This is a genomic window from Pseudomonas sp. NPDC090203, assembly GCF_044746765.1.
GTDB lineage: Bacteria > Pseudomonadota > Gammaproteobacteria > Pseudomonadales > Pseudomonadaceae > Aquipseudomonas > Aquipseudomonas putida_AD.
This window is the reverse complement of the sequence record NZ_JBIVCV010000007.1, coordinates 113081-136498: the sequence shown is the minus strand read 5'-3', so window position 1 is coordinate 136498 and position 23418 is coordinate 113081. Positions and strand designations below refer to the sequence as shown.

General features: G+C 62.7%; 21 protein-coding genes. 10 read left to right on the top strand and 11 right to left on the bottom strand.

Annotated elements, in window-relative coordinates; all coding sequences use genetic code 11:
- Positions 1-184: 184 nt before the first annotated feature.
- The 4 genes from ACIPO9_RS14085 to ACIPO9_RS14070 all read right to left on the bottom strand — a co-directional run bounded on the left by ACIPO9_RS14085 (position 185) and on the right by ACIPO9_RS14070 (position 6029).
- The gene (locus ACIPO9_RS14085) at positions 185-1534 is read right to left on the bottom strand and encodes an imelysin family protein (RefSeq protein WP_274135973.1); all 1350 of its coding nucleotides are present in this window, start codon (positions 1532-1534) and stop codon (positions 185-187) included.
- A 267-nt stretch (positions 1535-1801) separates the two neighbouring features.
- The gene (locus tag ACIPO9_RS14080; protein WP_274135974.1) at positions 1802-3853 is read right to left on the bottom strand and encodes a bifunctional diguanylate cyclase/phosphodiesterase; all 2052 of its coding nucleotides are present in this window, start codon (positions 3851-3853) and stop codon (positions 1802-1804) included.
- A gap of 302 nt (positions 3854-4155) precedes the next feature.
- On the bottom strand, positions 4156-4752 hold the full coding sequence (locus ACIPO9_RS14075; protein ID WP_274135976.1) for a superoxide dismutase: 597 nt from the start codon (positions 4750-4752) through the stop codon (positions 4156-4158).
- Between the two features lie 674 nt (positions 4753-5426).
- Positions 5427-6029 (bottom strand): LysE/ArgO family amino acid transporter, encoded by a 603-nt coding sequence (locus tag ACIPO9_RS14070; RefSeq protein ID WP_400781782.1) that lies wholly within the window; start codon positions 6027-6029, stop codon positions 5427-5429.
- 111 nt (positions 6030-6140) lie between these two features.
- Here ACIPO9_RS14070 and ACIPO9_RS14065 point away from each other — a divergent pair, with 111 nt between their 5' ends.
- From ACIPO9_RS14065 to ACIPO9_RS14055, 3 genes are all read left to right on the top strand, one after another.
- A complete protein-coding gene (locus tag ACIPO9_RS14065) occupies positions 6141-7040 on the top strand; it encodes a LysR family transcriptional regulator ArgP (RefSeq protein ID WP_274134726.1) in 900 nt (299 codons plus the stop codon).
- A 187-nt stretch (positions 7041-7227) separates the two neighbouring features.
- A complete protein-coding gene (locus ACIPO9_RS14060; protein ID WP_400781568.1) occupies positions 7228-8226 on the top strand; it encodes an NAD-dependent epimerase/dehydratase family protein in 999 nt (332 codons plus the stop codon).
- 81 nt (positions 8227-8307) lie between these two features.
- Positions 8308-9165, top strand: a complete 858-nt coding sequence (locus ACIPO9_RS14055) for an ATPase (RefSeq protein WP_400781565.1) — start codon at positions 8308-8310, stop codon at positions 9163-9165.
- Between the two features lie 216 nt (positions 9166-9381).
- Here the strand turns inward: ACIPO9_RS14055 and ACIPO9_RS14050 are convergent, their stop codons facing one another.
- From ACIPO9_RS14050 to ACIPO9_RS14040, 3 genes are all read right to left on the bottom strand, one after another.
- A complete protein-coding gene (locus ACIPO9_RS14050) occupies positions 9382-10431 on the bottom strand; it encodes an alkene reductase (RefSeq protein WP_400781564.1) in 1050 nt (349 codons plus the stop codon).
- Between the two features lie 78 nt (positions 10432-10509).
- A complete protein-coding gene (locus ACIPO9_RS14045; RefSeq protein WP_400604743.1) occupies positions 10510-11676 on the bottom strand; it encodes an MFS transporter in 1167 nt (388 codons plus the stop codon).
- Between the two features lie 23 nt (positions 11677-11699).
- Positions 11700-12002 (bottom strand): helix-turn-helix transcriptional regulator, encoded by a 303-nt coding sequence (locus tag ACIPO9_RS14040; RefSeq protein WP_274134734.1) that lies wholly within the window; start codon positions 12000-12002, stop codon positions 11700-11702.
- Between the two features lie 252 nt (positions 12003-12254).
- Between ACIPO9_RS14040 and ACIPO9_RS14035 the strand changes: the two genes are divergently transcribed.
- Positions 12255-12857, top strand: coding sequence for an ACP phosphodiesterase (locus ACIPO9_RS14035; protein WP_400781562.1), 603 nt, complete (start codon positions 12255-12257; stop codon positions 12855-12857).
- Here ACIPO9_RS14035 and ACIPO9_RS14030 read toward each other — a convergent pair.
- A complete protein-coding gene (locus tag ACIPO9_RS14030) occupies positions 12812-13618 on the bottom strand; it encodes a lysophospholipid acyltransferase family protein (protein WP_274134736.1) in 807 nt (268 codons plus the stop codon). The genes ACIPO9_RS14035 and ACIPO9_RS14030 overlap by 46 nt on opposite strands.
- Positions 13618-14373, bottom strand: a complete 756-nt coding sequence (olsB, locus tag ACIPO9_RS14025) for an L-ornithine N(alpha)-acyltransferase (RefSeq protein WP_400781560.1) — start codon at positions 14371-14373, stop codon at positions 13618-13620. Before olsB ends, ACIPO9_RS14030 begins: the two co-directional genes overlap by 1 nt.
- Positions 14374-14777: 404 nt before the next feature.
- Here olsB and ACIPO9_RS14020 point away from each other — a divergent pair, with 404 nt between their 5' ends.
- The 6 genes from ACIPO9_RS14020 (at position 14778) to ACIPO9_RS13995 (ending at position 19166) form a co-directional block, all read left to right on the top strand.
- Positions 14778-15857 (top strand): serine hydrolase domain-containing protein, encoded by a 1080-nt coding sequence (locus ACIPO9_RS14020; protein WP_400781558.1) that lies wholly within the window; start codon positions 14778-14780, stop codon positions 15855-15857.
- On the top strand, positions 15854-16192 hold the full coding sequence (locus ACIPO9_RS14015) for an amidase (protein ID WP_274134739.1): 339 nt from the start codon (positions 15854-15856) through the stop codon (positions 16190-16192). The genes ACIPO9_RS14020 and ACIPO9_RS14015 overlap by 4 nt, the downstream gene beginning before the upstream one ends.
- A gap of 72 nt (positions 16193-16264) precedes the next feature.
- On the top strand, positions 16265-16846 hold the full coding sequence (locus tag ACIPO9_RS14010) for a YceI family protein (protein ID WP_400781557.1): 582 nt from the start codon (positions 16265-16267) through the stop codon (positions 16844-16846).
- A gap of 2 nt (positions 16847-16848) precedes the next feature.
- On the top strand, positions 16849-18006 hold the full coding sequence (locus tag ACIPO9_RS14005) for a phosphatidylserine/phosphatidylglycerophosphate/cardiolipin synthase family protein (protein WP_400781555.1): 1158 nt from the start codon (positions 16849-16851) through the stop codon (positions 18004-18006).
- A 256-nt stretch (positions 18007-18262) separates the two neighbouring features.
- Entirely contained in the window at positions 18263-18844 is a 582-nt protein-coding gene (locus ACIPO9_RS14000) for a DJ-1/PfpI family protein (protein WP_274134742.1), read from the top strand.
- 16 nt (positions 18845-18860) lie between these two features.
- Entirely contained in the window at positions 18861-19166 is a 306-nt protein-coding gene (locus ACIPO9_RS13995; protein WP_274134743.1) for a ribbon-helix-helix domain-containing protein, read from the top strand.
- A 57-nt stretch (positions 19167-19223) separates the two neighbouring features.
- Here the strand turns inward: ACIPO9_RS13995 and ACIPO9_RS13990 are convergent, their stop codons facing one another.
- Complete coding sequence (locus tag ACIPO9_RS13990) at positions 19224-20747, bottom strand: fumarate hydratase (protein WP_108236967.1); 1524 nt, start codon at positions 20745-20747, stop codon at positions 19224-19226.
- A 247-nt stretch (positions 20748-20994) separates the two neighbouring features.
- The gene (locus tag ACIPO9_RS13985) at positions 20995-23412 is read right to left on the bottom strand and encodes an RHS repeat domain-containing protein (protein WP_400781553.1); all 2418 of its coding nucleotides are present in this window, start codon (positions 23410-23412) and stop codon (positions 20995-20997) included.
- Positions 23413-23418 lie beyond the last annotated feature (6 nt).

The following is a 23418-nucleotide window of genomic DNA, read 5'->3' as shown; positions in this document are numbered from 1 at the left end:
GTGTTCAATCCGACATCGGACGATCAGGAAATGCCCTACAAAATTTACGGATCGGTCCTGAAAAGCCTGTTTTTACAAGGAGTTTCAATATTTTTCAGAGCATGAAAAATGCCGATCCATTTCTGGATCGGCATCCGGTGTTGCTGCCTGCACGCGCGCCGCAAGACGCGCCTGGGACTCGGGATCAGAACTCGTGATCGGCGTTGTCCGGATTCAGGTCGGTGATGCCCAGTTTGCCTGCGGCCTGTTCGATGGCGCCGGTCTGCTTGACCAGTGCTGCGATGGCGTCGCGAACCACCTGGTTGCCAGCAGTGTTGCCTGCGGCGATCAACTGATCGAAGTGCTCGCCCTTGTTGGCGTGATCGACGATGACCTGCAACTTGGCCTGGGTAGCGTCCAGGTCGGCGCGCAGGGTGGCGTCGGTGGCGGCATCGGCTTTTGCCACCAGCGACGACAGGCTCGGGCCGCTGACTTTGCTGCCGTCTACGCGGGTGTACTCGCCCAGGTAAACGTTGCGGATTCCCAGGCCGTTGTAGAAGTGCGAGTTGTGGGTGTTGTCGCTGAAGCAGTCGTGTTCGTCTTCGCTGGAGTTGGCTTCCAGCGCGACCTTCATGCGCTCGCCCGCCAGCTCGCCCAGCGACAGGCTGCCCATGCCGAACAGCATCTTGCGCAGGCCGCTGTCGCCTGGTTCGGCTTCCAGCGAGGCGCGGTAGTTGTCGGCAACGCCCGGCTTCCAGTTGTTGACCATTTCTTCCAGGTCGCTGACCAGCAGGTCGGTGACCGCCTTCAGGTAGGCGCGACGACGGTCATTGTGGCCACCGGTGCCGCCTTTGCCGTCGATGTAGTCGCTGGCAGGCCGCTCGCCGGCGCCTGGGCCGGTGCCGTGCAGGTCCTGGCCCCAGAGCAGGAATTCGATGGCGTGGTAGCCGGTGGCGACGTTCGCTTCGGAGCCGCCCAGCTCGTTCAGGCTGGCGAGTTTCTCAGGGGTGATTTCGCTGACATCGACCTTGTCTTCGCCAACCTGAATCGATTTATTGGCGATGATGTTGGCGGTGGCGCCCGGGTTGCCGAGGGCGTGCTGGTAGTCCTTGGCGACGTAGTCGATCAGGCCTTCGTCCAGCGGCCAGGCGTTCACCTGACCTTCCCAGTCGTCGATGATGGTGTTGCCGAAGCGGAAGACTTCGGTCTGCATGTACGGAACGCGGGCGGCGAGCCAGGCATCGCGCGCGGCCTTGAGGGTCGCGTCGTTTGGCGTGGCGAGGAAGGCGTCGACCGCGGTGCTGAGTGCCTTGGCGGTGGATTCGGCGTCGCTGAATGCGGCAAAGACCATGTTCGCGTAGTTCGCGACCACGGCCTTGGCCTCGGCATCGCTGGTCTGGGCTGGCGCTGGGGCCGGAGCGGCAGCGGGCGCCTGTGCGGCGGCTGGGGCCGGAGTGGGCGCGGCAGCGGCGGGCTTGTCCTTGCCTTGGTCGCAACCGGCCAGGGCGATAGCGAGGGCCAGCAGACTGGCAGTTGCCAGGGGCGTACGAATCATGACGGAATCCTGCGTCGAAAGTGTGTGTGAACGGTGGCGAACGCCAAAAAAAGCTGCGACATAATGCGAAAGATTTGCATTCGGTGTAAAGGCGAAACGCCGTTACGCAGGCGGGGGAGATATTTCAAGCTGTTACAAGAATTTACAGCCAGTCAAACGTCCGGACGACTGTAGGAGCGCGCTTGCCCGCGACCGCGCCGTGTCAGTTTCCCCATCCGGTCTGACAAACCGCAGTCGCGGGCAAGCGCGCTCCTACACCGCCCCTCGCTACAGCACCCCGACGTAGGAGCGCTGGGCGTTCTTGAGGTAGGACAGCAACTCCCGGGCCGGCAACGGCTTGCTGTAGAAGTAGCCCTGACCCTCGTGGCAGCCTTCGGAGATGATGTAGGCCTCCTGCTCGGTGGTTTCCACACCTTCGGCAATGACCTGCATTCCCAGGCTTTTCCCGAGCTGGATGATGGCGCGCACGATAGTGGCGTCGTCATCGTCGTCGATCAGGTCCTGAACGAAGCTCTTGTCGATCTTGATCTTGTCCAGGGGCAGGCTTTTCAGGTAACTGAGCGACGAGTAGCCGGTACCGAAGTCGTCAATGGCGATCAACGCCCCCGAGCGGCGCAGGCTGAGCAGGTGCTGGGCGGCGGTACTGATGTCTTCCATCAGGCCGGTTTCGGTCACTTCCAGCTCCAGGCTGCGCGGCGGCAGGCGATGGATCTGCAGCAGGTTGTTCACCACCCGTGGCAACTCGGCGTGGTGCAACTGGACGGTGGACAGGTTCACCGCCATGCGCAGTTCGGAGAAGCCCTGGTCGTGCCATTCGCGCAGTTGCTTGCACGCCTGGTCCAGCACCCACTCGCCGATGGCGATGATGGTGCCGTTCTGCTCGGCCAGCGGAATGAACTGGTCGGGCGGCACGAAGCCATGTTCCGGGTGAATCCAGCGAATCAGTGCCTCGACACCGACCACGCGCTGGTCGCGATAGCTGATCTGCGGCTGGTAGACCAGGTGGAACTGGTTGCGCACCAGTGCCTCGCGCAGGTCCTTTTCCAGCTCCCGGCGGCGACGCATCTCGCTGTCGACGCTGGCGATGTAGAACTGGTAGCGGTTGCGTGACCGGGTCTTGGCCAGGGTCATGGTCTGCTCGGCTTTTTGCAGCAGCTTCTCGGTGCTGTCGCCGTCTTCGGGGAACAGGGTGATGCCGATGGTGGCGCGCAGGCGGATTTCCTGTTGGTCGACCGCGAATGGGGCTTCCAGATCATCGAGGATGCTTTGCGCCAGTTCCGCTGCTTCGTAAGGTTGTTCGATGTCGGCCTGCACCAGCGCGAACTGGTCGCCACCCAGGCGCGCCAGTGCGCCCAGGCGTCCGCTGTGCCCACGCAGCCGATCGGCCAGGGCGAGCAGCAACTGGTCGCCGGCCTGATAGCTGAATTGTTCGTTGATGCCCTTGAAGTCGTCCAGGCCTACGCAAAGCACGGCGACGCGGTGCTGCACGCGGCCTGAGTCCACCAGAATCCGGTCCAGTTGCTGCTGCAGTTGCTGGCGATTGGGCAGGCCGGTAAGGAAGTCATACTGCGCCATGCGCAGCAGGCTGGATTCGGCTTCATGGCGCAGGTGGGTGTTGCGCTCGATGGACGACAGCAACTGGTTGGCGGTGGTGACCCAGATGCCCAGTTCGTTCTTTTCGTGACCCTTGAGCAGCGGCAGTTGATGCTCGCTCGGGCGGTCCGGGTTGATGCTGGTCAGGTGCTCGATGATGCGCGAGAGCGGCTTGGTCAGCAGCCAGTGATAGACCAGGTACAGCACCATGCCCATCGCCAGGGCACGCAGCACGCCGGAGATGAAGATGATCAGGGAATTGGTCAGGAAACCTTCGCCGTAGGTGGCGGTGTCCAGGGTAATGCGCAAGTCGCCGTAATATTCGCTGTAGGGGCTGCGGCCCACCAGTTGCGTGGTAAAGCTGCGCTCCTGGCCGAGGATGGGATCGGTCAGCCAGCGGGTCGGGGTTGCGGCCAAATCGCGGGTTTTTTCGGCCAGCAGGGTCTCGTTGGGATGGCCGATGGAGGCCATGCGCACGGCCTTGTCCTGAAACAGACCTTCAATGACCTGCATACCCATCTCGCGGTCCAGGCTATAGACAGCCTGCGTCGAGGGGTCGCGGAACATGTCGAGAATCCGGCCGGCGTCGGTGGCCACCGCCTGGCGGGTCTTGTAGGCGTCGTACACGATCTGCGCGCAACTGAGCACAACGCCCACGACCAGCGCCGAAAGCAGCACCACGCGCAGCAGCTTCACCGACAAGCTGTTCTTGAGTTCCAGCTTCAAATGGGCATTCCTTCATCCATGCGATAGCGGGTTGTTGCAAGCATTGGCATGCACACAGTCCACGTCAAGGTCCTGATACACCCTTGACCTGTTTCATCCAGATAACGATTTCCTGCGGGCAAGTAAGGCTATCGGTACTGTGTCGGTAGAAAGCAGGTGGAACTTGAGCGGCAATTCGTCGAATCGGGCCGCCACTGATATTAGTCCGCTATCGTTGTCCGACGATACATAAAGGACGAACAGAAGGCGAAAAAAAACCCGGACATGCCGGGTTTTTTTCAGACAACCATCTGATGCGCGGATCAGGCGGTGAAGGTCTTGCCTTCGAACTGCTCGGCAACGAACTTCCAGTTGACCAGGTTCCAGAACGCCTCGACGTATTTTGGACGCAGGTTACGGTAGTCGATGTAGTAGGCGTGTTCCCAGACGTCGCAGGTCAGCAGCGGGGTGTCGCCGTTGGTCAGCGGGTTGCCTGCACCGATGGTGCTGGCCAGGCCCAGGGAGCCGTCAGCCTTCTTCACCAGCCAGCCCCAGCCGGAGCCGAAGGTGCCGATGGAGGTCTTGCTGAACTCTTCCTTGAACTTGTCGAAGGAGCCGAACGCTGCGTTGATGGCATCAGCCAGTGCGCCGGTAGGTTGGCCGCCAGCGTTTGGCGCCAGGCAGTTCCAGTAGAAAGTGTGGTTCCAGACCTGGGCTGCGTTGTTGAAGATACCGCCCGAGGAAGTCTTGACGATTTCTTCCAGAGTCTTGCCTTCGAACTCGGTGCCCGGCACCAGGTTGTTCAGGTTCACGACGTAGGTGTTGTGGTGCTTGTCGTGGTGGTATTCCAGGGTTTCCTTGGAGATGTGCGGTGCCAGAGCGTCATGTGCGTAAGGCAGCGGCGGCAATTCGAAAGCCATGGTGATTCTCCTACTCAGGTCAGGTTGCGGTTAGCGCAAGGCCGATCACGGGCGGCCGTACAGAGTATGCGTCGGTGAGTTTCTACTCTTTTGCGACACAGGGGCAGGATCATAGCACCGGCCCCAGACCATAACCACGCAACAACTGTGAGGGATAGAGGTTCCAGAGCGTTGGCAGGAATAATGGGTATTGATCGTTCCCACGCTCCGCGTGGGAATGCATTGCGCGACGCTCCGCGTCGCCGGGTAACTCTGAGATTGGGGACATATCCGTTGTCGTGGTGACCGGGCTTATGGGTTTCGCCCCTTACGGGCGACCTACTTTCCTTACGGGGAAAGTAGGCAAAGCCATTGCGACAGGCTGGGGCCCTTCGGGCTTCCCTCGACTCCGGCGCCGTTCCGGGGGCACGCCGTGATGGGCCGTCCCTGGCCCGCACGGCTTTCGCGGCATCCATGCCGCTCATCCCCCTCCACGACACCTGCGCTCGGCCTGGCGCCTTAACGTCGCGTTCGGCGGCGCCTGCACCATCGCGTAAGAAGATCAAAATCAAAAGCTTAGGTTGTACACCGTCCCGTAGCAGCACGGCTTGCTGTTCGCATCTGTAGGAGCGCGCTTGCCCGCGACGACGACCGTAAGATCGCCCTCGCCGGCAAGCCGTGCTGCTACGAAGGGCTCACGCCGATCTGATGAGTTGCACGGCCACGCTGAACATCATCACCGCGACCATCAGGTCCAGTAGCCGCCAGGTTGCCGGGCGGGCGAGCCAGGGGGCGAGCCAGGCGGCGCCGATGGCCAGGGTGGAGAACCACACCAGGGAGGCACTGGCCGCGCCGGCCACGTAGGCGCCGGGCATGGTCTGCTGTGCGCCGAGGGAGCCGATCAGCAGCACGGTGTCCAGATAAACGTGGGGGTTGAGCAGGGTCACCGCCAGTGCCGTGAGCAACACCGCGCGGCGGGAGCGCTGGCCACTGCCGTCACCCTGTTCCAGACTTTGCGGCGTCAGGGCGCGGCGCAGTGCCTTGGCGCCGTACCACACCAAAAAGACCACGCCGCCCCAGCGTGCAATGGCCAGCAGTGTCGGGTTGTGGGCCAGCACGTTGGCCAGGCCGAAAACCCCGGCGGCCACCAGCATCGCATCGCAGAGGATGCACAGCACCGCGACCGACAAGTGATGTTCGCGGCGCAAGCTCTGGGCCAGGACGTAGGCGTTCTGGGTGCCGATGGCCATGATCAGGCCAAAGGCGACCAGCAGGCCGTTGAGGTAGCTTTGCCACATGGTGTCGTGCTCCGGGAATTCGATGAGGCGAGGTGCATTTGAGGTGGCCATTGTCGGTGCAATGGCTGTATAAGAAAAAACAATAATCATCATCGCCCATTAGGAAAATTGATGTTCGATTACAAGCTGCTTTCCGCCCTGGCGGCAGTGGTGGAGCAAGCCGGATTCGAGCGTGCGGCGCAGGTGCTGGGCTTGTCGCAGTCGGCCGTGTCGCAGCGGATCAAGCTGCTCGAAGCCCGTGTCGGCCAGCCGGTGCTGGTGCGTGCGACGCCGCCGAGCCCGACGGACATCGGCCGCCGCCTGCTCAATCATGTGCAACAGGTGCGCCTGCTGGAGCGCGATCTGCAAAGCGTGGTGCCGGCACTGGACGAGGGCGGCATGCCGGAGCGGCTGCGCATTGCCCTGAACGCCGATTCGCTGGCGACCTGGTGGGCGCCTGCCGTGGGCGATTTCTGCGCCGAGCGCGGGTTGTTGACCGATCTGGTGGTCGAGGACCAGGACGTGGGCCTCAAGCGCATGCGCGCAGGCGAAGTGGCGGCCTGTGTGTGCGCAAGCGAAAGGCCGGTCGCCGGCGCGCGCAGCCTGCCCCTCGGCGCCATGCGTTACCGTGCCCTGGCCAGCCCCGATTTCATGGCCCGGCATTTTCCCCACGGGGTGACGGCAGAGTCCCTGGCGCGCTCCCCGGCACTGGTGTTCGGCCCGGATGATTTCCTGCAGCACCGGTACATGGCGTCGCTGGGTGTCGAAGGCGGGTTTGCGTACCATCTGTGCCCGTCCTCCGAGGGCTTCATTCGCATGAGCGAGGCCGGGATCGGCTGGGGCCTGGTGCCGGAATTGCAGGTCAAGGAGCAGTTGGCCAGCGGCAGGCTGGTGGAATTAATGAGCGATCGCTGCATCGATGTGCCCTTGTACTGGCATCATTGGCGCAACGGCGGGCAACTGTTGAATCAGTTGACCGACCATCTGGCGAAAAAAGCCGGGCAATGGTTGGTGCCGCTTGAGGGACAATGAGCGTCATCCACTGGTCGTCGCAAGGCCATGATGCCCTGTGGGAGCGAGCTTGCTCGCGAATGCTGACTATCCGCCACCAGAGATGTGGCGGATGTACTGGCCTCTTCGCGAGCAAGCTCGCTCCCACAGGTTTTGCATAAGCCTTCGCGGCCGACGATTTCCTGTGCATAGAGATGTGGAGCGGTAAATGAAGATTCTGGTCACCGGCGCAAGCGGCTTCATCGGCGGGCGCTTTGCGCGTTTTGCCCTGGAGCAGGGCTTGAGCGTTCGGGTCAATGGCCGTCGCGCGGAAGGTGTCGAGCATCTGGTGCGGCGCGGGGCCGAGTTCATACAGGGCGATCTGAATGATCCAGACCTGGTGCAGGCGCTGTGCGATGACGTCGAAGCGGTTGTGCATTGTGCCGGGGCGGTCGGCACCTGGGGGCGGCGCCAGGATTTTCATCAGGGCAACGTGCAGGTCACCGAGAACGTGGTCGAGGCCTGCCTGAAACAAAGGGTACGTCGCCTCGTGCACCTGTCGTCGCCATCGATCTATTTCGATGGCTATTCGCACCTCAATATTCGCGAAGAACAGGTGCCCAAGCGTTTCCACAACCACTACGCCGCGACCAAATACCTGGCCGAGCAGAAAGTGTTCGGCGCCGAGGAGTTCGGCCTGGAAGTGATCGCCCTGCGTCCCCGTTTCGTGACCGGGGCAGGCGACACCAGCATCTTTCCGCGGCTGATGCAGATGCAGCGCAAGAAGCGCTTGTCGATCATCGGCAACGGCCTGAACAAGGTGGATTTCACCAGCATCCAGAACCTCAACGAGGCGCTGCTGAGCAGCCTGCTGGCCAGCGGTTCAGCCCTGGGCAAGGCCTACAACATCAGCAACGGCACGCCGATTCCGGTCTGGGACGTGGTCAACTACGTCATGCGCCAGATGCAACTGCCGCCTGTCACGCGCTACCGCTCCTACGGCCTGGGCTACAGCGCCGCGGCGCTCAACGAAGCGGCGTGCATGCTCTGGCCGGGCCGACCTGAACCGACGCTGTCGAGAATCGGAATGCAGGTCATGAGCCGTGATTTCACCCTTGATATCAGCCGCGCCCAGTATTATCTGGATTATCAGCCCAAGGTCAGTGTCTGGACCGCGCTGGACGAGTTCTGCAGTTGGTGGAAAGCCCAGCACGGCGGGGCGTTGTGAAACATCGACCATTGAGAATGGTCTTGATTAGCGGCGGTTATAATGCCGCCAGCAGATTTACCGGTTTTTAAAGGGAACCCCATGCGTAAAGATCCGTATGACGACGTCGATGACGTCCCGAGCCTCAGCGCCAAAGATGACGATGACGATTTCGTCCCCTCGGCCGGCGCCCGCGAGCGCACCACGGTCTATTCGCGTACCACGCCTGTGGTCAAGGTCAAGGCGCCTGGCACCGGTGCGCTGTGGGCGTTGATCGGCGCGTTGTTCATCGCGTTCTGCGGCCTGGGCTGGTGGAGCTTTCAACAGGTCTCGTTGATGGAGCAGCAACTGGTCGCGACCCAGGAAAGCTTTGCGCGCATCAGCGAAGAAGCGGCGGGGCGCCTGCAGGCGATTTCCGGCAAGGTCGTTGCTACCGAGTCGGTTGCCACCAGCGGTGGTGAAGCGATGAAGGCGCAAATCAAGGAGCTGCAGGATCAACTGGCCGAGCAGGGCAAGCAGGCGCAAGGCGTGGCGGGTCTGCAGGGCGGGCTGGACAAGCGTCTTGAGCAGATCAGCAGCCAGTCGACCCAGCAGCAGGCGACCAATCAGCAGTTGCAGGAACAGCTCAAGGCGGTGGCCACCGAACTGGCTGCGGTGAAGGCGGCGATGCCTGACGGCAAGTCGGCCCAGGCCGAGCAGGAGCGTCTGGATACCCAGATCAAGAGCCTGAGCGCGGATGTCGCGAACCTCAAGAAGAGCAACAACAGCCAGGCCATCGAGCGTCTGGAGCAGGACATGATCGTGCTCAAGAGCGAGCAGGACAATCGTCCCGCTGCGCCAGCCCAGTCAGGCGCCAGCACCCAGGAGTTCGATGCGTTTCGCGGGCAGATGACCCGCAACCTGAACACCTTGCAGAGCCAGATTCAGAATCTTTCGCAGCAGATCAATGCGCGGCCTTAGATAGGCTGGCCATCGCTACATGGATGCCCTTCGGGCGCGGTCGAGGGCAAGCGCGCTCCTACATCTTTTGCAACGTGCCATGGCCTGATGGACCGAGGCCAGCAACGCGGTCCATCAGAATGCGCTACGTTGCAACAAATGTAGGAGCGCGCTTGCCCGCGATCAGGCCCGAAGGGCATCAAGGTAACAATCTAAAGCCTTGAAACGGCTGACGCCTTACAACGCCGGATAATCCAGATACCCCACCGCACCCTTGCCATAGAACGTCTCGGGACGCGGCTCGTTCAGCGGTGCATCCTGGGCCAGTCGTGCTGGCAGGTCAGGGTTGGCGATGAACGGCACGCCGAATGCCACAGCGTCAGCCTTGCCACTGGCCAGCCACTCATTGGCCGAGGCCTTGGTGAATTTCTCGTTGGCGATGAACACCCCACCAAAGGCTTCTTTCAGGCGTGGCCCCAGGCTGTCGTCCAGTTCACGCTCGCGGGCGCAGATGAACGCCACGCCACGTTTGCCCAGTTCGCGAGCCACGTAGGTGAAGGTCTCCGCCAGGTTGTCGTCGCCCATGTCGTGGGAGTCGGCACGGGGAGCCAGATGCACGCCCACACGGCCCGCGCCCCAGACTTCGATGGCCGCATCCGTGACTTCCAGCAACAGACGCGCGCGGTTCTCCAGCGAGCCGCCGTAAGCGTCGGTGCGGGTGTTGGTGCTGCTTTGCAGGAACTGATCGAGCAGATAGCCGTTGGCGCCGTGGATTTCCACGCCATCGAAGCCGGCCGCCTTGGCGTTTTCGGCACCGGTGCGGTAGGCCTCGACGATGTCTTCGATTTCAGCCAGTTCCAGGGCGCGCGGCGTCGGGTAGTCGGCTTGTGGACGCACCAGGCTCACGTGGCCCTTGGGTTGAATGGCGCTCGGCGCGACAGGCGCCTCGCCGTTCAGGTACATCGGATGCGACACCCGGCCCACATGCCACAGTTGCAGAACGATCTTGCCGCCGGCCGCATGCACGGCCTTGGTGACGTTGCCCCAGCCGCGCACCTGATCGTTGGACCAGATGCCGGGGGTGTCCGGGTAACCGACGCCCATCGGCGTGACCGAGGTCGCTTCGCTGATAATCAGCCCCGCCGAGGCGCGCTGCACGTAGTACTCGGCCATCATCGCGTTCGGTACGCGGCCTTCGTCGGCACGGCAGCGGGTCAGCGGCGCCATGATGATGCGGTTGGCCAGTGTCAGCTCGCCGATCTGGATCGGATCAAAAATCGTAGTCATCGGGGATATCCTCAATGAAGTCTCAGGGGTGAATCCGCAGTCTTTTGTCGCAAACGCCAGTGCGCTGATTCTCGGCGATCAGTTGGCAACGGCAGCCAGCCCGGCATCGCCGCGCTGACGGAAATTGATCAGGGTGGCCAGCAAGGCCAGCACCGCCAGTGCACCGGCTGCCAGGGGCACGCTGGTCAGGCCATAGCCGTGGGCGATGACGCTGCCGCCAACCCAGGCGCCCAGCGCGTTGCCGACGTTGAAGGCGCCGATGTTCAGCGTGGAAACCAGGTTGGGTGCGTCTTTGCCGAAGGTCACGACATTGATCTGCAGGGCAGGCACGGCAGCGAAACAGGCGACGGCCCAGAGGAACAGCGTCACTTCGGCGGGAATCAGTGCAGCGCTGGTCCAGCTCAGCACGGTCGACACCACGGCCATGGTGATGAACACGCCGATCAGCGTGGCGGCCAGGCGCCGGTCTGCCAGCTTGCCGCCGATGATATTGCCCACGGTCAGGCCCAGGCCGATCAGCATCAGTGTCCAGGTCACGCCCCGTGGCGAAACCCCGGTGACCTCGCCCAGCAATGGCGCGACGTAAGTGAACAGCGCGAACACCGATGCGGCGAACAGCGCAGTCATGCTCAGCGACAGCCAGATACCGCCGCCCTTGAGCATGGCCAGCTCGGCGCGCATGTCGATTTTCTCTTCATTACGGTTGGCCGGCAGGAAGCGGATCAGGCCGATGAAAGCGATCACGCCGATCACGGTCACGGCGTAGAAGGTCGAGCGCCAGCCGGCCTGCTGGCCCAATGCGGTGCCCAGTGGCACTCCCAGAACGTTGGCCAGGGTCAGGCCGGTGAACATCAGTGCTACCGCCGAAGCGCGGCGGTTGGCCGGAACCAGGCCCGCTGCCACCACCGAGCCAATGCCGAAGAAGGCACCGTGGCACAGCGCGGTCACGACTCGGGCAAACATCAGGATGTTGTAGTCGGCGGCGACGGCGCAGAGCAGGTTGCCGACGATGAAAATGCCCATCAGCGTCACCAGCGCGGCTTTGCGCGGCAGCCTGGCGGTGGCCATGGCCATGAACGGCGCGCCGATGGCCACGCCCAGCGCGTAGCCGGTCACCAGCCAGCCGGCGCCGGGAATGCTCACGCCAAGGTCAGTGGCGACATCGGGCAACAGGCCCATGATGACGAACTCGGTGGTGCCGATGGCGAAGGCGCTCAGGGCCAGAATAAGTAGCGAAAGAGGCACGTGGCGTCTCCTGGAAGTCGTGGCTAGAGCTGTTCGCTCAGGGCCTTCAAAAACGCCTGGATGGCGTCTTCATTGCGTTTGAAAAAGTGCCACTGACCGTGTTTCTTGCTGGAAATCAGCCCGGCGCGCTGCAGCGTTGCCAGGTGCGCCGACACCGTCGATTGCGACAGGCCCGCGCGCTGGTCGATCTGCCCCGCACAGACACCCAGCTCCAGGGAGTGGTGCTGGTCGGGGAAGCAGGTATTGGGTTCTTTGAGCCAATTGAGGATCTGCCGGCGGACCGGATGAGCCAGGGCTTTTATTATTTCGTCGAGGTCGATAGGCATGTCGTTCTCAATCTGTGTGTAGCGGTATATCGCGATGGGGCGAACTTTATATCTGTGCATCGCGATATACAAATATGTTTCGGTGCTAAGCTCAGCCTATTTCGCTATATCGGGTTATAACGATGCAGGCCCCTAAGCTCCGTAGCAGCACGGCTTGCCGGCGGGCGCGGTGGGTCAGCCGAAGAATGGATGTCTGACACACCGCTCCCGCCGGCAAGCCGTGCTGCTACGAAGTTTGCTACATTGGCCTCCATGAACTACCTCGCACACCTCCATCTGGGCGGTCAAACGCCCGCGCAATTGCTCGGCAGTCTTTATGGCGATTTCGTCAAAGGGCTATTGCCGGGGCGCTTTCCCCTGGACATCGAAGAGGCGATCCGGCTGCATCGGCGCATCGATGTGTTCACCGATGCCCACCCGGTCATCAAGCAGGCCATGGGCCGCTTCCCTGCCGAGCGCAGGCGTTACGCAGGCATCGTGCTGGACGTGTTTTTCGATCATTGCCTGGCGCGGGACTGGCCGCAGTACTCGGACGTATCCCTGCACGATTTCACCCGCAAGGTCTACGGCGTGCTGGCGAGCGAACCCGCATTGCCAGAGCGCCTGGCCCTGATCGCCCCGCGCATGGCCGCGCAGGACTGGCTGGGTTCGTACGTGGATTTCGAGGTGGTGGGCGATGCGCTGGCCGGGATTTCCCGACGCCTGTCACGCCCCGAGGGACTGGCCGGCGCCATGCAGGAACTGCAGGCGCTTTATCGGCCGTTGAGCGAAGATTTCAGCGAGTTCTATCCACAGCTTCAGGCGTTCGCTCAGGCTGCCCTGGCGGATGCCGCCGGGCGAACCTCGGCAGGCTGAGCCACGTCGCCGGTCTTCTCACCGAACAACGCCACCTGCACCGCTTGCTGAGCTTCGAACGCCAGTGCAGCGCGCTCCTTGCCCTGTGAGTCGATAGGCTTGAGCAAGTGGATGTGCACGTCGCTCACGTCATTGGCGAACAACCGACGCAGGTGCGACAGCAGGTCGTCGTCACCGATGAACGGGGCGATCTGATCGGGCTTGCCGTTGCGCAGGTACTGGATCGCTACCGGTTGAACAGGCACGCCGGTATCGATGGCGCTGGACAGCAGGCGACCGTGGAACGTGCGCAGGCTGCGGCCATCGGTGGTGGTGCCTTCCGGAAAGATCACCAGCGAATGATTGCCGGTCAGGTGCTGGCCGATCTGTTTCTGAATCAGCTTGCTGTCGCCCGAACCGCGACGGATGAACAGCGTGCCGGCCTTGAGCGCCAGCCAGCCGGCGACCGGCCAGGTGCGCACTTCAGCCTTGGACAGGAACGATAGCGGCGCCAGCTTGCCGAGGATGGCGATGTCGGTCCACGACACATGGTTGCTGACCCACAGCATCGGCTGCGCAGGCAGCTTGCCGTGGACCGTGACGCGAAACGGCAGGGCGGCGGTCAGGCGCGCCATGAACCAGCTGGTCCAGCGTTGGCGACGGGCCATGGAGTTGCCGATGCGCAGCCGTTCCATCAGGGCGAAGGTGCCGGCGATGGTCAGCCCCAGGGCGATGACCCACAGCACGCGGATGACTCGCGCATGACTGCGCAGCGCGCTCATCACACGGCTGCCTTGAAGTGACGGGCGTAGCGCGGGCAGAGTTCGTCGCGCTTGAGCAGGATGAACACGTCGGCCACCTGGAAGTCTTCGTCCCAGCAGGGCTCGCCGCAGATCTTCGCGCCCAGGCGCATGTAGGCCTTGAGCAGCGGTGGCATTTCGCAGATGACGTTGTTCGGAATGTCCAGGCTTGGCAGCGGGTTTTTAGGCTCGGCACGCAGGTGCTCGGTGCTCAGGTAACGCTCGCGCAGGCGCTGCATGATGGCGTGAGCCTGGATGCCGCCGTCCTGCATCGGGATGCTGGCGCAGCCCATCAGGTAGCTGTAGCCGCCTTCGTTGAGCACTTCGGCCAGCTCGCTCCACAGCACCGCGATGGTGCCGCCGTTGCGGTAGGCCGGGTCGACGCAGGTGCGGCCCAGTTCCAGGATCGGACCTTGCAGATGGCCCAGGCCATGCAGGCTGAATTCTTCTTCGCTGTAGAAGCGGCCCAGGGTGTTGGCGGCCTTGTGGTCCAGCAGGCGGGTGGTGGCCACCAGCTTGCCGCTGTTCAAGTCACGCACGCCGATGTGCATGCAATGTACGTCGTAATCGTCGATGTCCAGGCCCAGTTCGGCGCCCTTGAGCTTGGCATTGAATTCGCCGCTGAACACACTGAAGCGCAAAGCCTGTGCTTCCTGCATGGCTTGAGGCCCGATCAGGCGCTCGGCCTGCAGGCGACGTTCGGAGCGGGTGTCTCGAATACTGGCGATCTGAGTCATGTGGCGTCTCCGTGGGCCAGCCTTCGTCCAGGCCGGTCGACTGATTATTCGAAGCATTGCTGTACGAATGCAGGCTAGGGAGGGCCGATGTCATGACCATTAAGCTTTGGTGATGGTTGCGTGACAGGGATTCGGAGTGGGGTTGCAGCCGCTGACGAGCACATCCCCGTAGCAGCACGGCTTGCCGGCGGGGGCGATCTCCAGGCCCCATCGCGGGCAAGCGCGCTCCTACAGGTTTGGGGTAAACCACACCCGTAGCAGTCCGGCTTGCCGGCGTCGGCGATCTCGAAGACGCCCCCGCCGGCAAGCCGTGCTGCTACGGGAAGGCGGCGGAGCGTGGGAACGATCAACAATGTAACGATTGGCTGCTAGGGTTTCTCGCATCGCGTATTCGAGACCCCTTCATGAGCCGTCTGCTCTTCCTTCTGCTGCTGTTGACCTGCTCGGCCGGCGCACAGACCTGGCCTGACGAACAATGGCCTGTCCACAAACTCACACCCGGCCCCGCACTCAAGGACCTGGAAACCTACGCCTTCCCGCCCCGCGACGAGCAAGAGCGCAAAGGCGTGCGCACTGACGCCCTGTTGATCATCCGCGACGGTGAACTGGTCTACGAACGCTACGCCGGAGTGACCACGGCCCAGACCCCACACCTCACCTGGTCAATCAGCAAAAGCATCCTGGCGACGGTGCTCGGCGTGGCGTTCGGCGAGGGGCGTTTCAAGCTCGCTGATTCGGTCGCCAGCTTCTACGCCCCGTTCAACGCCCATCCCGATATCAGAGTCCAGGACCTGCTGCACTGGGCCTCGGGCCTGGACTGGCAGGAAGACTACGAATACGCGCCGCTCGATTCCTCAGTGGTGGCCATGCTCTACACCCGAGGTCGCACCGACATGGCACGCTTCACTGCCGAGCACCCTGTGGCCAGTGCCCCCGGCACGTCCTATCGCTACTCCAGCGGCGACAGCACGGTCCTGGCGGCGGCATTGCGGGGAATGGTCGGCGAGGCCGCCTACGCCGACTATCCCTGGACTGCACTGTTCGACCCGCTGGGCATCAAGAGCGCCGTCTGGGAAACTGACTCCACGGGCACCTTCGTCGGTTCATCCTATGCCTACATGACTGCCCGGGATCTTGCGCGCATCGGCCTTTTGATGGAGCGCCGCGGCCAGTGGCAGGACCGCCAGTTATTGCCAACCCAATGGGTGGATTTCAACCTCACGCCGTTCAAGTCGCAAACGCCGACTAGCGAAGCGCCAGGCGGCCATTGGTGGCTGAACAAGACCGCTGACGGCCCTGGTCCCTGGCCCGATGCACCACCCGACACGTTCGCCGGGCTGGGCCATTGGGGCCAGGCGCTGTATGTGATCCCCAGCGCAGGCCTTGTGATCGTGCGTTACGCCGATGATCGCGACGGAACCTACGACCACGACCAGTTGCTCAAGCTGACGTTGAAAGCCGTGGCCGGGGAGGGTGTCAAATGACTGCACAGAAAAGCTTCATCCGCCGCCGACCGTTCAGCAGCCTGGGCATCCTGATCCTGCTGGTTCTGCTCGCGCTGATCTGGACCTGGCGCGTCCAGTTGCAGGCATTTCCCACGATCATCAGCGCCTACACTGCCAAGGAGTACTGCTCCTGCCGTTATGTGATGAACAATCCTGTGGATTACTGCCAAAGCTATGTGAAACAGTGGCTGCCCAGCACCCTGACCGAAAGCCTGAGCGACAAACGCATCACCGCCACCGGCATGGGCCGCGAGAGCAGCGCACAGTGGCAGGGGCTGCGGCAGGGGTGTCGGCTGGTGTCCCCGGCGAGTTGATGGCGAACATCCCCATTTGCCTGTGGTCTGACTGCCGGATAAGGTTGCCTCAACCGCGCATCTGGAGTTCGCATGCCCATTCTCACCCGCCTGTTGCTGGCCTCGCTCGCTGTGCTTGCGCTGCCTGCCCAGGCGAACTGGTATCTGGATAACGAGTCTTCGCGACTGTCGTTCATCTCGACCAAAAACGCCGATGTTTCCGAAGTGCATCGTTTCCTCAACCTGCATGGCAAGGTCGACACCAAGGGTGTCGCTGAACTCGAGGTCGAGATGGAATCGGTGAGCACCGGCATTCCGTTGCGCGACGAGCGCTTGCGCAGGCAACTGTTCGACATCAAGCAGTTCCCCGAAGCGCGGATCAGCGCGCAACTGGATATGCGCCCGATCAACGCGCTGGCCCCCGGTGCGCAGCTGGAATTGCGTCTGCCGCTGAAGGTGCAACTGCACGGTCAGTCCCAGAGTTACAGCGCAGAACTTCTGGCCACGCGCCTGGATGACCGGCGTTTCCAGGTGGTGACCCTCGAGCCGCTGGTGCTGCATGCCGAGGATTTCGGCTTGTTGCCGGGGCTCGATGACCTACGCAAGGTCGCCGGGCTCTCGGCTATCGGCTTCTCGGTGCCGGTGGGCGCCGTGCTGATCTTCACGGCGCGCTGATCATGAGAGGCGCGATCTTTCCGTGGCGTGACGACAACCGCTTCAATCTGCTGGTCGATGGGCCGGCGTTCTTCCCGTGCATGATTGCCGCCATCGACGGCGCCGAGCAGCAGGTGGAGCTGGAGTTGTATCTGGTGGAGGCCGGGAGCTGCGCTGAAGCCGTGGTGCAGGCGCTGGTCAATGCGGCCAGGCGCAAGGTGATCGTGCGTTGCCTGTTCGATGATTTCGGCTCGCTGGCGTTCACCCTGGGCATGCGCACCCGGCTGACCGAGGCGGGCGTGATTCTGCGCTTCTACAACCGCGTGCACTGGCGGCGGGGCATCCGTAATTTCTACCGCGACCATCGCAAATTGTTGTTGGTGGACAAGCAGCTCGCGGTGGTGGGCGGAACCGGGGTGACCGACGAATTCTGGCGCCCCGATCAGGACACCAGCGAATGGCACGAAGTGATGGTGGAAATTCGCGGGCCGCTGGTGCTCGACTGGCAGGCGCTGTTCGACCGGCAGTTCCACGCCAATGCCCGGCCCCGTGCCTGGCGGCCTTCGGAAAATTTCGGCCTGCCGCGCCTGCCCAAGGCGCCGGTCAGCGGACAAGGGCTTGGTCGGGTGGCCTACGCCGACTCCCGCCAGCACCGTGACATCCTGCAATCCTTGATTCACGCCCTGTACACCGGCAAGAAGCGCATCTGGCTGGCGACGCCGTATTTCCTGCCGACCTGGAAAGTCCGCCGTGCCCTGCGCCGCGCAGCCTCCCGAGGCATCGACGTGCGCCTGCTGCTCACCGGCCCCCGCACCGATCACCCGTCAGTGCGATACGCCGGGCATCGCTATTACCCTCGATTGCTCAAGGCCGGGGTGAAAATCTTCGAATACCAGCCGTGTTTCCTGCACCTGAAAATGGTGCTGGTGGACGACTGGGTCAGCATTGGTTCATGCAATTTCGATCACTGGAACCTGCGGTTCAACCTTGAGGCCAATCTGGAAGCCCTCGACCCGGCGCTGACCCGGGCGGTGACCGAGAGCTTCGAGCGGGATTTTCTGGTCAGCAGCGAGATCAGCCTGCAGGACTGGCAGGCCCGGCCGCTGTGGCAGCGGGTCAAGCAACGGATCTGGGGCTGGGTGGACCGGTTGGTGGTCAATGCGCTGGATCGACGGGGCTGATTGCTTTCGGCGCTTGTCTGCTCCGTAGCAGCACGGCTTGCCGGCGGGGGCGGTGGGTCAGTCGAAGCGTGCGTGTCTGACGCAGCGCCGTCGCGGGCAAGCGCGCTCCTACAGGGGTGATTTGAGACAGGCACCCTGCTACGGGACCACCGACGACCTTGCGTGTGTAGTACTACGCTGTTACCAGCGCCTGCAATATTGGCGAATACTGGAACGACATCTCACTCACCGCAACGGGTTCGGAGGGCTTCAGCACATGGCTGCCAAGAAAATTCTCATGCTGGTCGGCGATTACGTCGAAGACTATGAAGTAATGGTGCCGTTCCAGGCGCTGCAGATGGTCGGCCATACGGTGCATGCCGTCTGCCCCGGCAAGAAGAAGGGCGAGGTGATTCGCACCGCCATCCATGACTTCGAAGGCGACCAGACCTACAGCGAAAAACGTGGTCATAACTTCGCGCTGAATTTCGATTTCGACAGCGTGAAGTCCGCCGACTATGACGCACTGCTGGTGCCCGGCGGGCGGTCTCCCGAGTACCTGCGACTCAATGCCGATGTGCTGGCGCTGGTGCGCGAGTTTGGTCGCGACAACAAGCCCATCGCCGCCGTTTGCCACGGCCCGCAACTGCTGGCCGAGACAGGCGTGCTCAAGGGCAAATCCCTCAGCGCTTACCCTGCCTGCGCTCCCGAGGTACGGCTGGCCGGTGGCGAGTACGTCGAGATCGGCATGGAAGAGGCGCACACCGACGGCAACCTGGTCACAGGTCCGGCATGGCCTGCTCATCCGGCGTGGCTGGCGGCGTTTCTGAAGCTGCTGGGCACTCAGATCATTCTGTAGAACGCGAGGCGTCATCATGTGCGAACTCTACGTAAAAGCCGACCCGATCCTGTACGAATCCCGCTCGCGCTCATTGCGCATCTGTGGCGTGGTGACCACCTTGCGTCTGGAAAACCAGTTCTGGGACATCCTCGCCGAAATAGCCGGGCACGACGGCATCACCACCAACCAGTTGATCAGCAAGCTCTACGAAGAAGTCATGGATTACCGAGGAGAAGTGGTGAATTTCGCCTCGTTTCTGCGTGTCAGTTGCATGCGCTACCTGAGCCAGCACCGGGTGAGCGCCACACCCTTGAGCCTGGTGCGCCACGCTGCGACCTGAATGCCCATGAAAAAGCCCGGCACAAAGGCCGGGCTTTTCGGTGTTGCCAGAAAGCGCTTACTGCACTTCCACCGCCAGGCTCTCACTGATCTTCTTCTGCCAGATGGCAGGACCTGTGATGTGCACCGACTCACCTTTGCTGTCGACCGCGACAGTGACCGGCATGTCTTTGACTTCGAACTCGTAGATCGCTTCCATTCCCAGTTCCGGGAAGGCCAGGACCTGCGATTTCTTGATCGCCTGGGCCACGAGGTACGCAGCACCGCCGACGGCCATCAGGTAGACGGCTTTATTGTCCTTGATCGCGTCGATAGCGGTCGGGCCGCGCTCGGACTTGCCGATCATGCCCAGCAGGCCAGTCTGCTCGAGGATCTGACGGGTGAACTTGTCCATACGGGTGGCGGTGGTCGGACCGGCCGGACCTACCACTTCGTCACCGACCGGATCGACCGGGCCGACGTAGTAGATGAAGCGACCCTTGAGGTCAACCGGCAGGGTTTCGCCCTTGTTCAGCATCTCGACCATGCGCTTGTGCGCGGCGTCGCGGCCGGTGAGCATCTTGCCGTTGAGCAGGACGGTTTCGCCCGGCTTCCAGCTCTGCACGTCTTCGGGTGTCAGGGTGTCGAGGTTGACGCGGCGGGCCGACGGGCCGGCTTCCCAGACGATTTCCGGGTAGGCGTCCAGCGGTGGCGCTTCCAGCGAGGCTGGACCGGAACCGTCGAGCACGAAGTGGGCGTGACGGGTGGCGGCGCAGTTCGGGATCATGCAGACCGGCAGCGAGGCTGCGTGGGTCGGGTAGTCCATGATCTTGACGTCGAGCACGGTGGTCAGGCCGCCCAGGCCCTGGGCGCCGATGCCCAACTGGTTGACCTTCTCGAACAGCTCCAGACGCATTTCTTCCAGCCGGTTCGACGGGCCGCGAGCCTTGAGCTCGTGGATGTCGATGGACTCCATCAGGACTTCCTTGGCCATGACCGCGGCTTTCTCGGCGGTGCCGCCGATGCCGATGCCGAGCATGCCAGGCGGGCACCAGCCAGCGCCCATGGTCGGCACGGTTTTCAGGACCCAGTCGACGATCGAATCGGACGGGTTGAGCATTGCCATCTTCGATTTGTTTTCCGAGCCACCGCCCTTGGCCGCCACGTCCACTTCAACGGTGTTACCCGGAACGATGGAGTAGTGGATGACCGCCGGGGTGTTGTCCTTGGTGTTCTTGCGAGCGCCTGCCGGGTCGGCGAGGATCGAGGCACGCAGGACGTTTTCCGGCAGGTTGTAGGCGCGGCGCACGCCTTCGTTGATCATGTCGTCCAGGCTCATGGTGGCGCCATCCCAGCGCACGTCCATGCCCACGCGTACGAAAACGGTAACGATACCGGTGTCCTGGCAGATCGGACGATGGCCGGTGGCGCACATGCGCGAGTTGATGAGGATCTGGGCCATGGAATCGCGCGCGGCGGGCGACTCTTCGCGCAGGTAGGCCTCGTGCATGGCCTGGATGAAATCGACGGGGTGGTAATAGGAGATGAACTGCAGGGCGTCGGCGACGCTCTGGATAAGGTCATCCTGCTTGATCACGGTCATGGGCGTTCTCCTCTATCAGGCGGGAACATTATATAGGGCGGCTCGCGCGGGTGCGTCGGGCAATCGCACAAACGGCCTTTGGCTCGGCTACCGCTCAGGCGCTGCGGCAGGAAAAGGCGCGGCAGTATACCCCTTGCCCCTCGGCGCGACACCCTGTCGCAGGATAAACGTTGGTCTAAGGCGGGCAGGGGGCGCCGAACGGCAGTGTCCGGCGGGCTGAATCATCGCTCACCGGGCACAGCGGCGCTCATGCTGGATTGAAGATCCGCCAGGTCGCGCGTTCGAATTTGTCGCCTGCGGCAAAACGCTCGCGTGGTGCACTGCTCAGTCGCTTGAAAAAACCCATCTTCTGCAGGGGCAGGCTGGTATGAATGCCTAATGGGCTAGCGTAGTTGGTGAGCGCGTTCAAGCGTGCGATCGTGCCGACATAGATGGCTTTGTCATAGCCGATCACGGGCCTGCGCAAGACATTGGCCATTGCCTGCGCCGCGCCACTGGAACCGCCCTCACAGGCAAGCAGCACCAAAGGGCGATCCGCAGCGTAGCCGGCGAGGCGAGGAGCGATTTCGCGTCGGGCCACATTCGCGGCGGGTTCGAATATACCCTGAGCGTTGAGCAGATAGCCCTCGCCGCTCCCGTGGGTTCTGAGGCCCCTCAGGTTGTCCCCCCAGAGTCTGTTGTGAAACGTCACCTGAGGCACACCGGGTGGATGTTCGAACAGGACCTCGGTTAGATAGTACCTGTGCAAACTCGGAGTTGGCGCAGCCGCCTTGCGACCGGTAAACCTTGCGACCGGACCGGACAGCCCGCTCAAAGCGCCCGCTGCAAGGCCCGTACCGAGCGAGACCCAGCCCAGAACGCTGGCGACGTTCTGATCGGCACCGGTGTGCTCGGCAACCAGGCCGGCCACGCCGGTCCCCAGCGACACAAGATCCAGCACGCCTGCGGCGAGGACCATCATTGCGCTCGGTGTCAGCGCTGCCGAACCGGCGTAACAGATGGAGGCGCCTACTGTGAGAAGCGCGCCGAAACCTGCGATCGCCGACGCAATACCAATCGCCAGACCTACGCCTGCCAGTGCGTAATTCACCCAACTGTGCCCGTCCGGATCGATGCGGTTGACCGGATCGCCTGCGCAATAGGCATACGGGTTGATGCCGCCCGCGCCGAACGGGCTCTGGCTGTCCGGGCTCAGGAAACACATCAGCACCGGATCGTAGGGGCGATAATCGCCCAGTATCTGCCAGCCTGTCAGGGGCTCACGCCGTTGTCCGGCGAATCCGAAGGCCGTGCTGTCGGCCCCTCCGGCTTGAGCGCCGTGGCTGGTGTAATGGCGTGTGCGTAACTGATCGTCGGCTTCAAGGCGCACACTGCCCTGTGCGTCGCAGCCGAGCAGGGTGGTCCGACGGATGCCGGCCGCCACTTTGCTGATCGCGAACAGACCCTGTTCGCCCGAGTGAAATTGCAGGCAGGCATTGCCCGTCAGTTCATGGGTCAGCTCGTCGCCACTGAAAAAACTGCGATTGAGAACGCCATCGACGATGCGATCTGCCAGCCGGCCACGGGCAGTGTATCGGTACTGACAGCGCTGATTGTTGTAGTGAACTTCGGTCAGCCGATCCTGCGCGTTCCACACCATGCGCCGGCCCAGGCTGTCGCGGATGACTCGGCCACAGGCGTCATAGGCGAGCCTGATCACCCGCGGCCAGGCCGCTTGGGTGTGGGTGACCTTCACCAGTTGCACCGGGTTGTTCACGGCATAGGTGAACAGGGCCTGGTCCGAGCTGCCATCAGCGTACCGGGTGACCACCTTTTCGTGGCCGTCCAGTGCATTGAAGGTGAACGACTGGCGCAGGATCCGGTTGCCGAATGGATCCTCAGGCGCGCAAGACTCATCGGCAGCATAGTTGACCAGCCGGCCTCGCAGGTCGTATTCGAAGGTTTCCGTGCCCGTCTGGCCATTGTCGGCCCAACTGCGTGAAGCGATCTTGTCGAATGCTGAATAGCCAAGGGTCTGAGTGACTGTCCGGGTGGTAGTGTTTCCTGTTTTGTCGGCTTCAGTGCTGGTAAAGGTACGCGTGGATTCGCGGCCGAGGCTGTCGTAGGTCAGGGTGGTGGTGAGGGTGCGCTGGTTATCCGGGTCGTCCACGATGGTACGCACCAGACGCGACAGCGCATCGTAGGCGTAGTGGGTGGTGAGGTTGCCTTCCCGGGTGTGCGCCACCCGACCCTGGGCATCGAAGCTGCGCCGATGGTTGACCCCTTGCGGGTCGTCGAAGCCCTGCAGCAAGCCGTTGAGCGAGTAATGCCATCGGGTTTCGTGGCAGGCCTGGTCGATGGTCCAGTTGTCCTGGCTCGGTTGGCCAGCAGCGCTGAACCCGAATGCCTCGGTCCCGAGCGCCCCGCTGGCCGAGACCGGCATGCCCAGCCTGTGATAGGTGATCTGCTGCGGCGTTTCGCCTTCGGGCGTCACACTGAACAGGCGGTTGTTCAGGTGCGACACATAGGTGAAGGCCACGCGTTTGCCGTCCGCCAGCCTGTTGGCCGTAGGGGGCAGTTGCCTGTCGGTGTATTCGAAGTGGGTGGTGTAGCCTGCGGCTTGCACGGAGCGTTGACGGCCCAGGCCGTCGAAGGTCTGGCGACCCAGGATAAAGGGCGTATTCATGGTTCC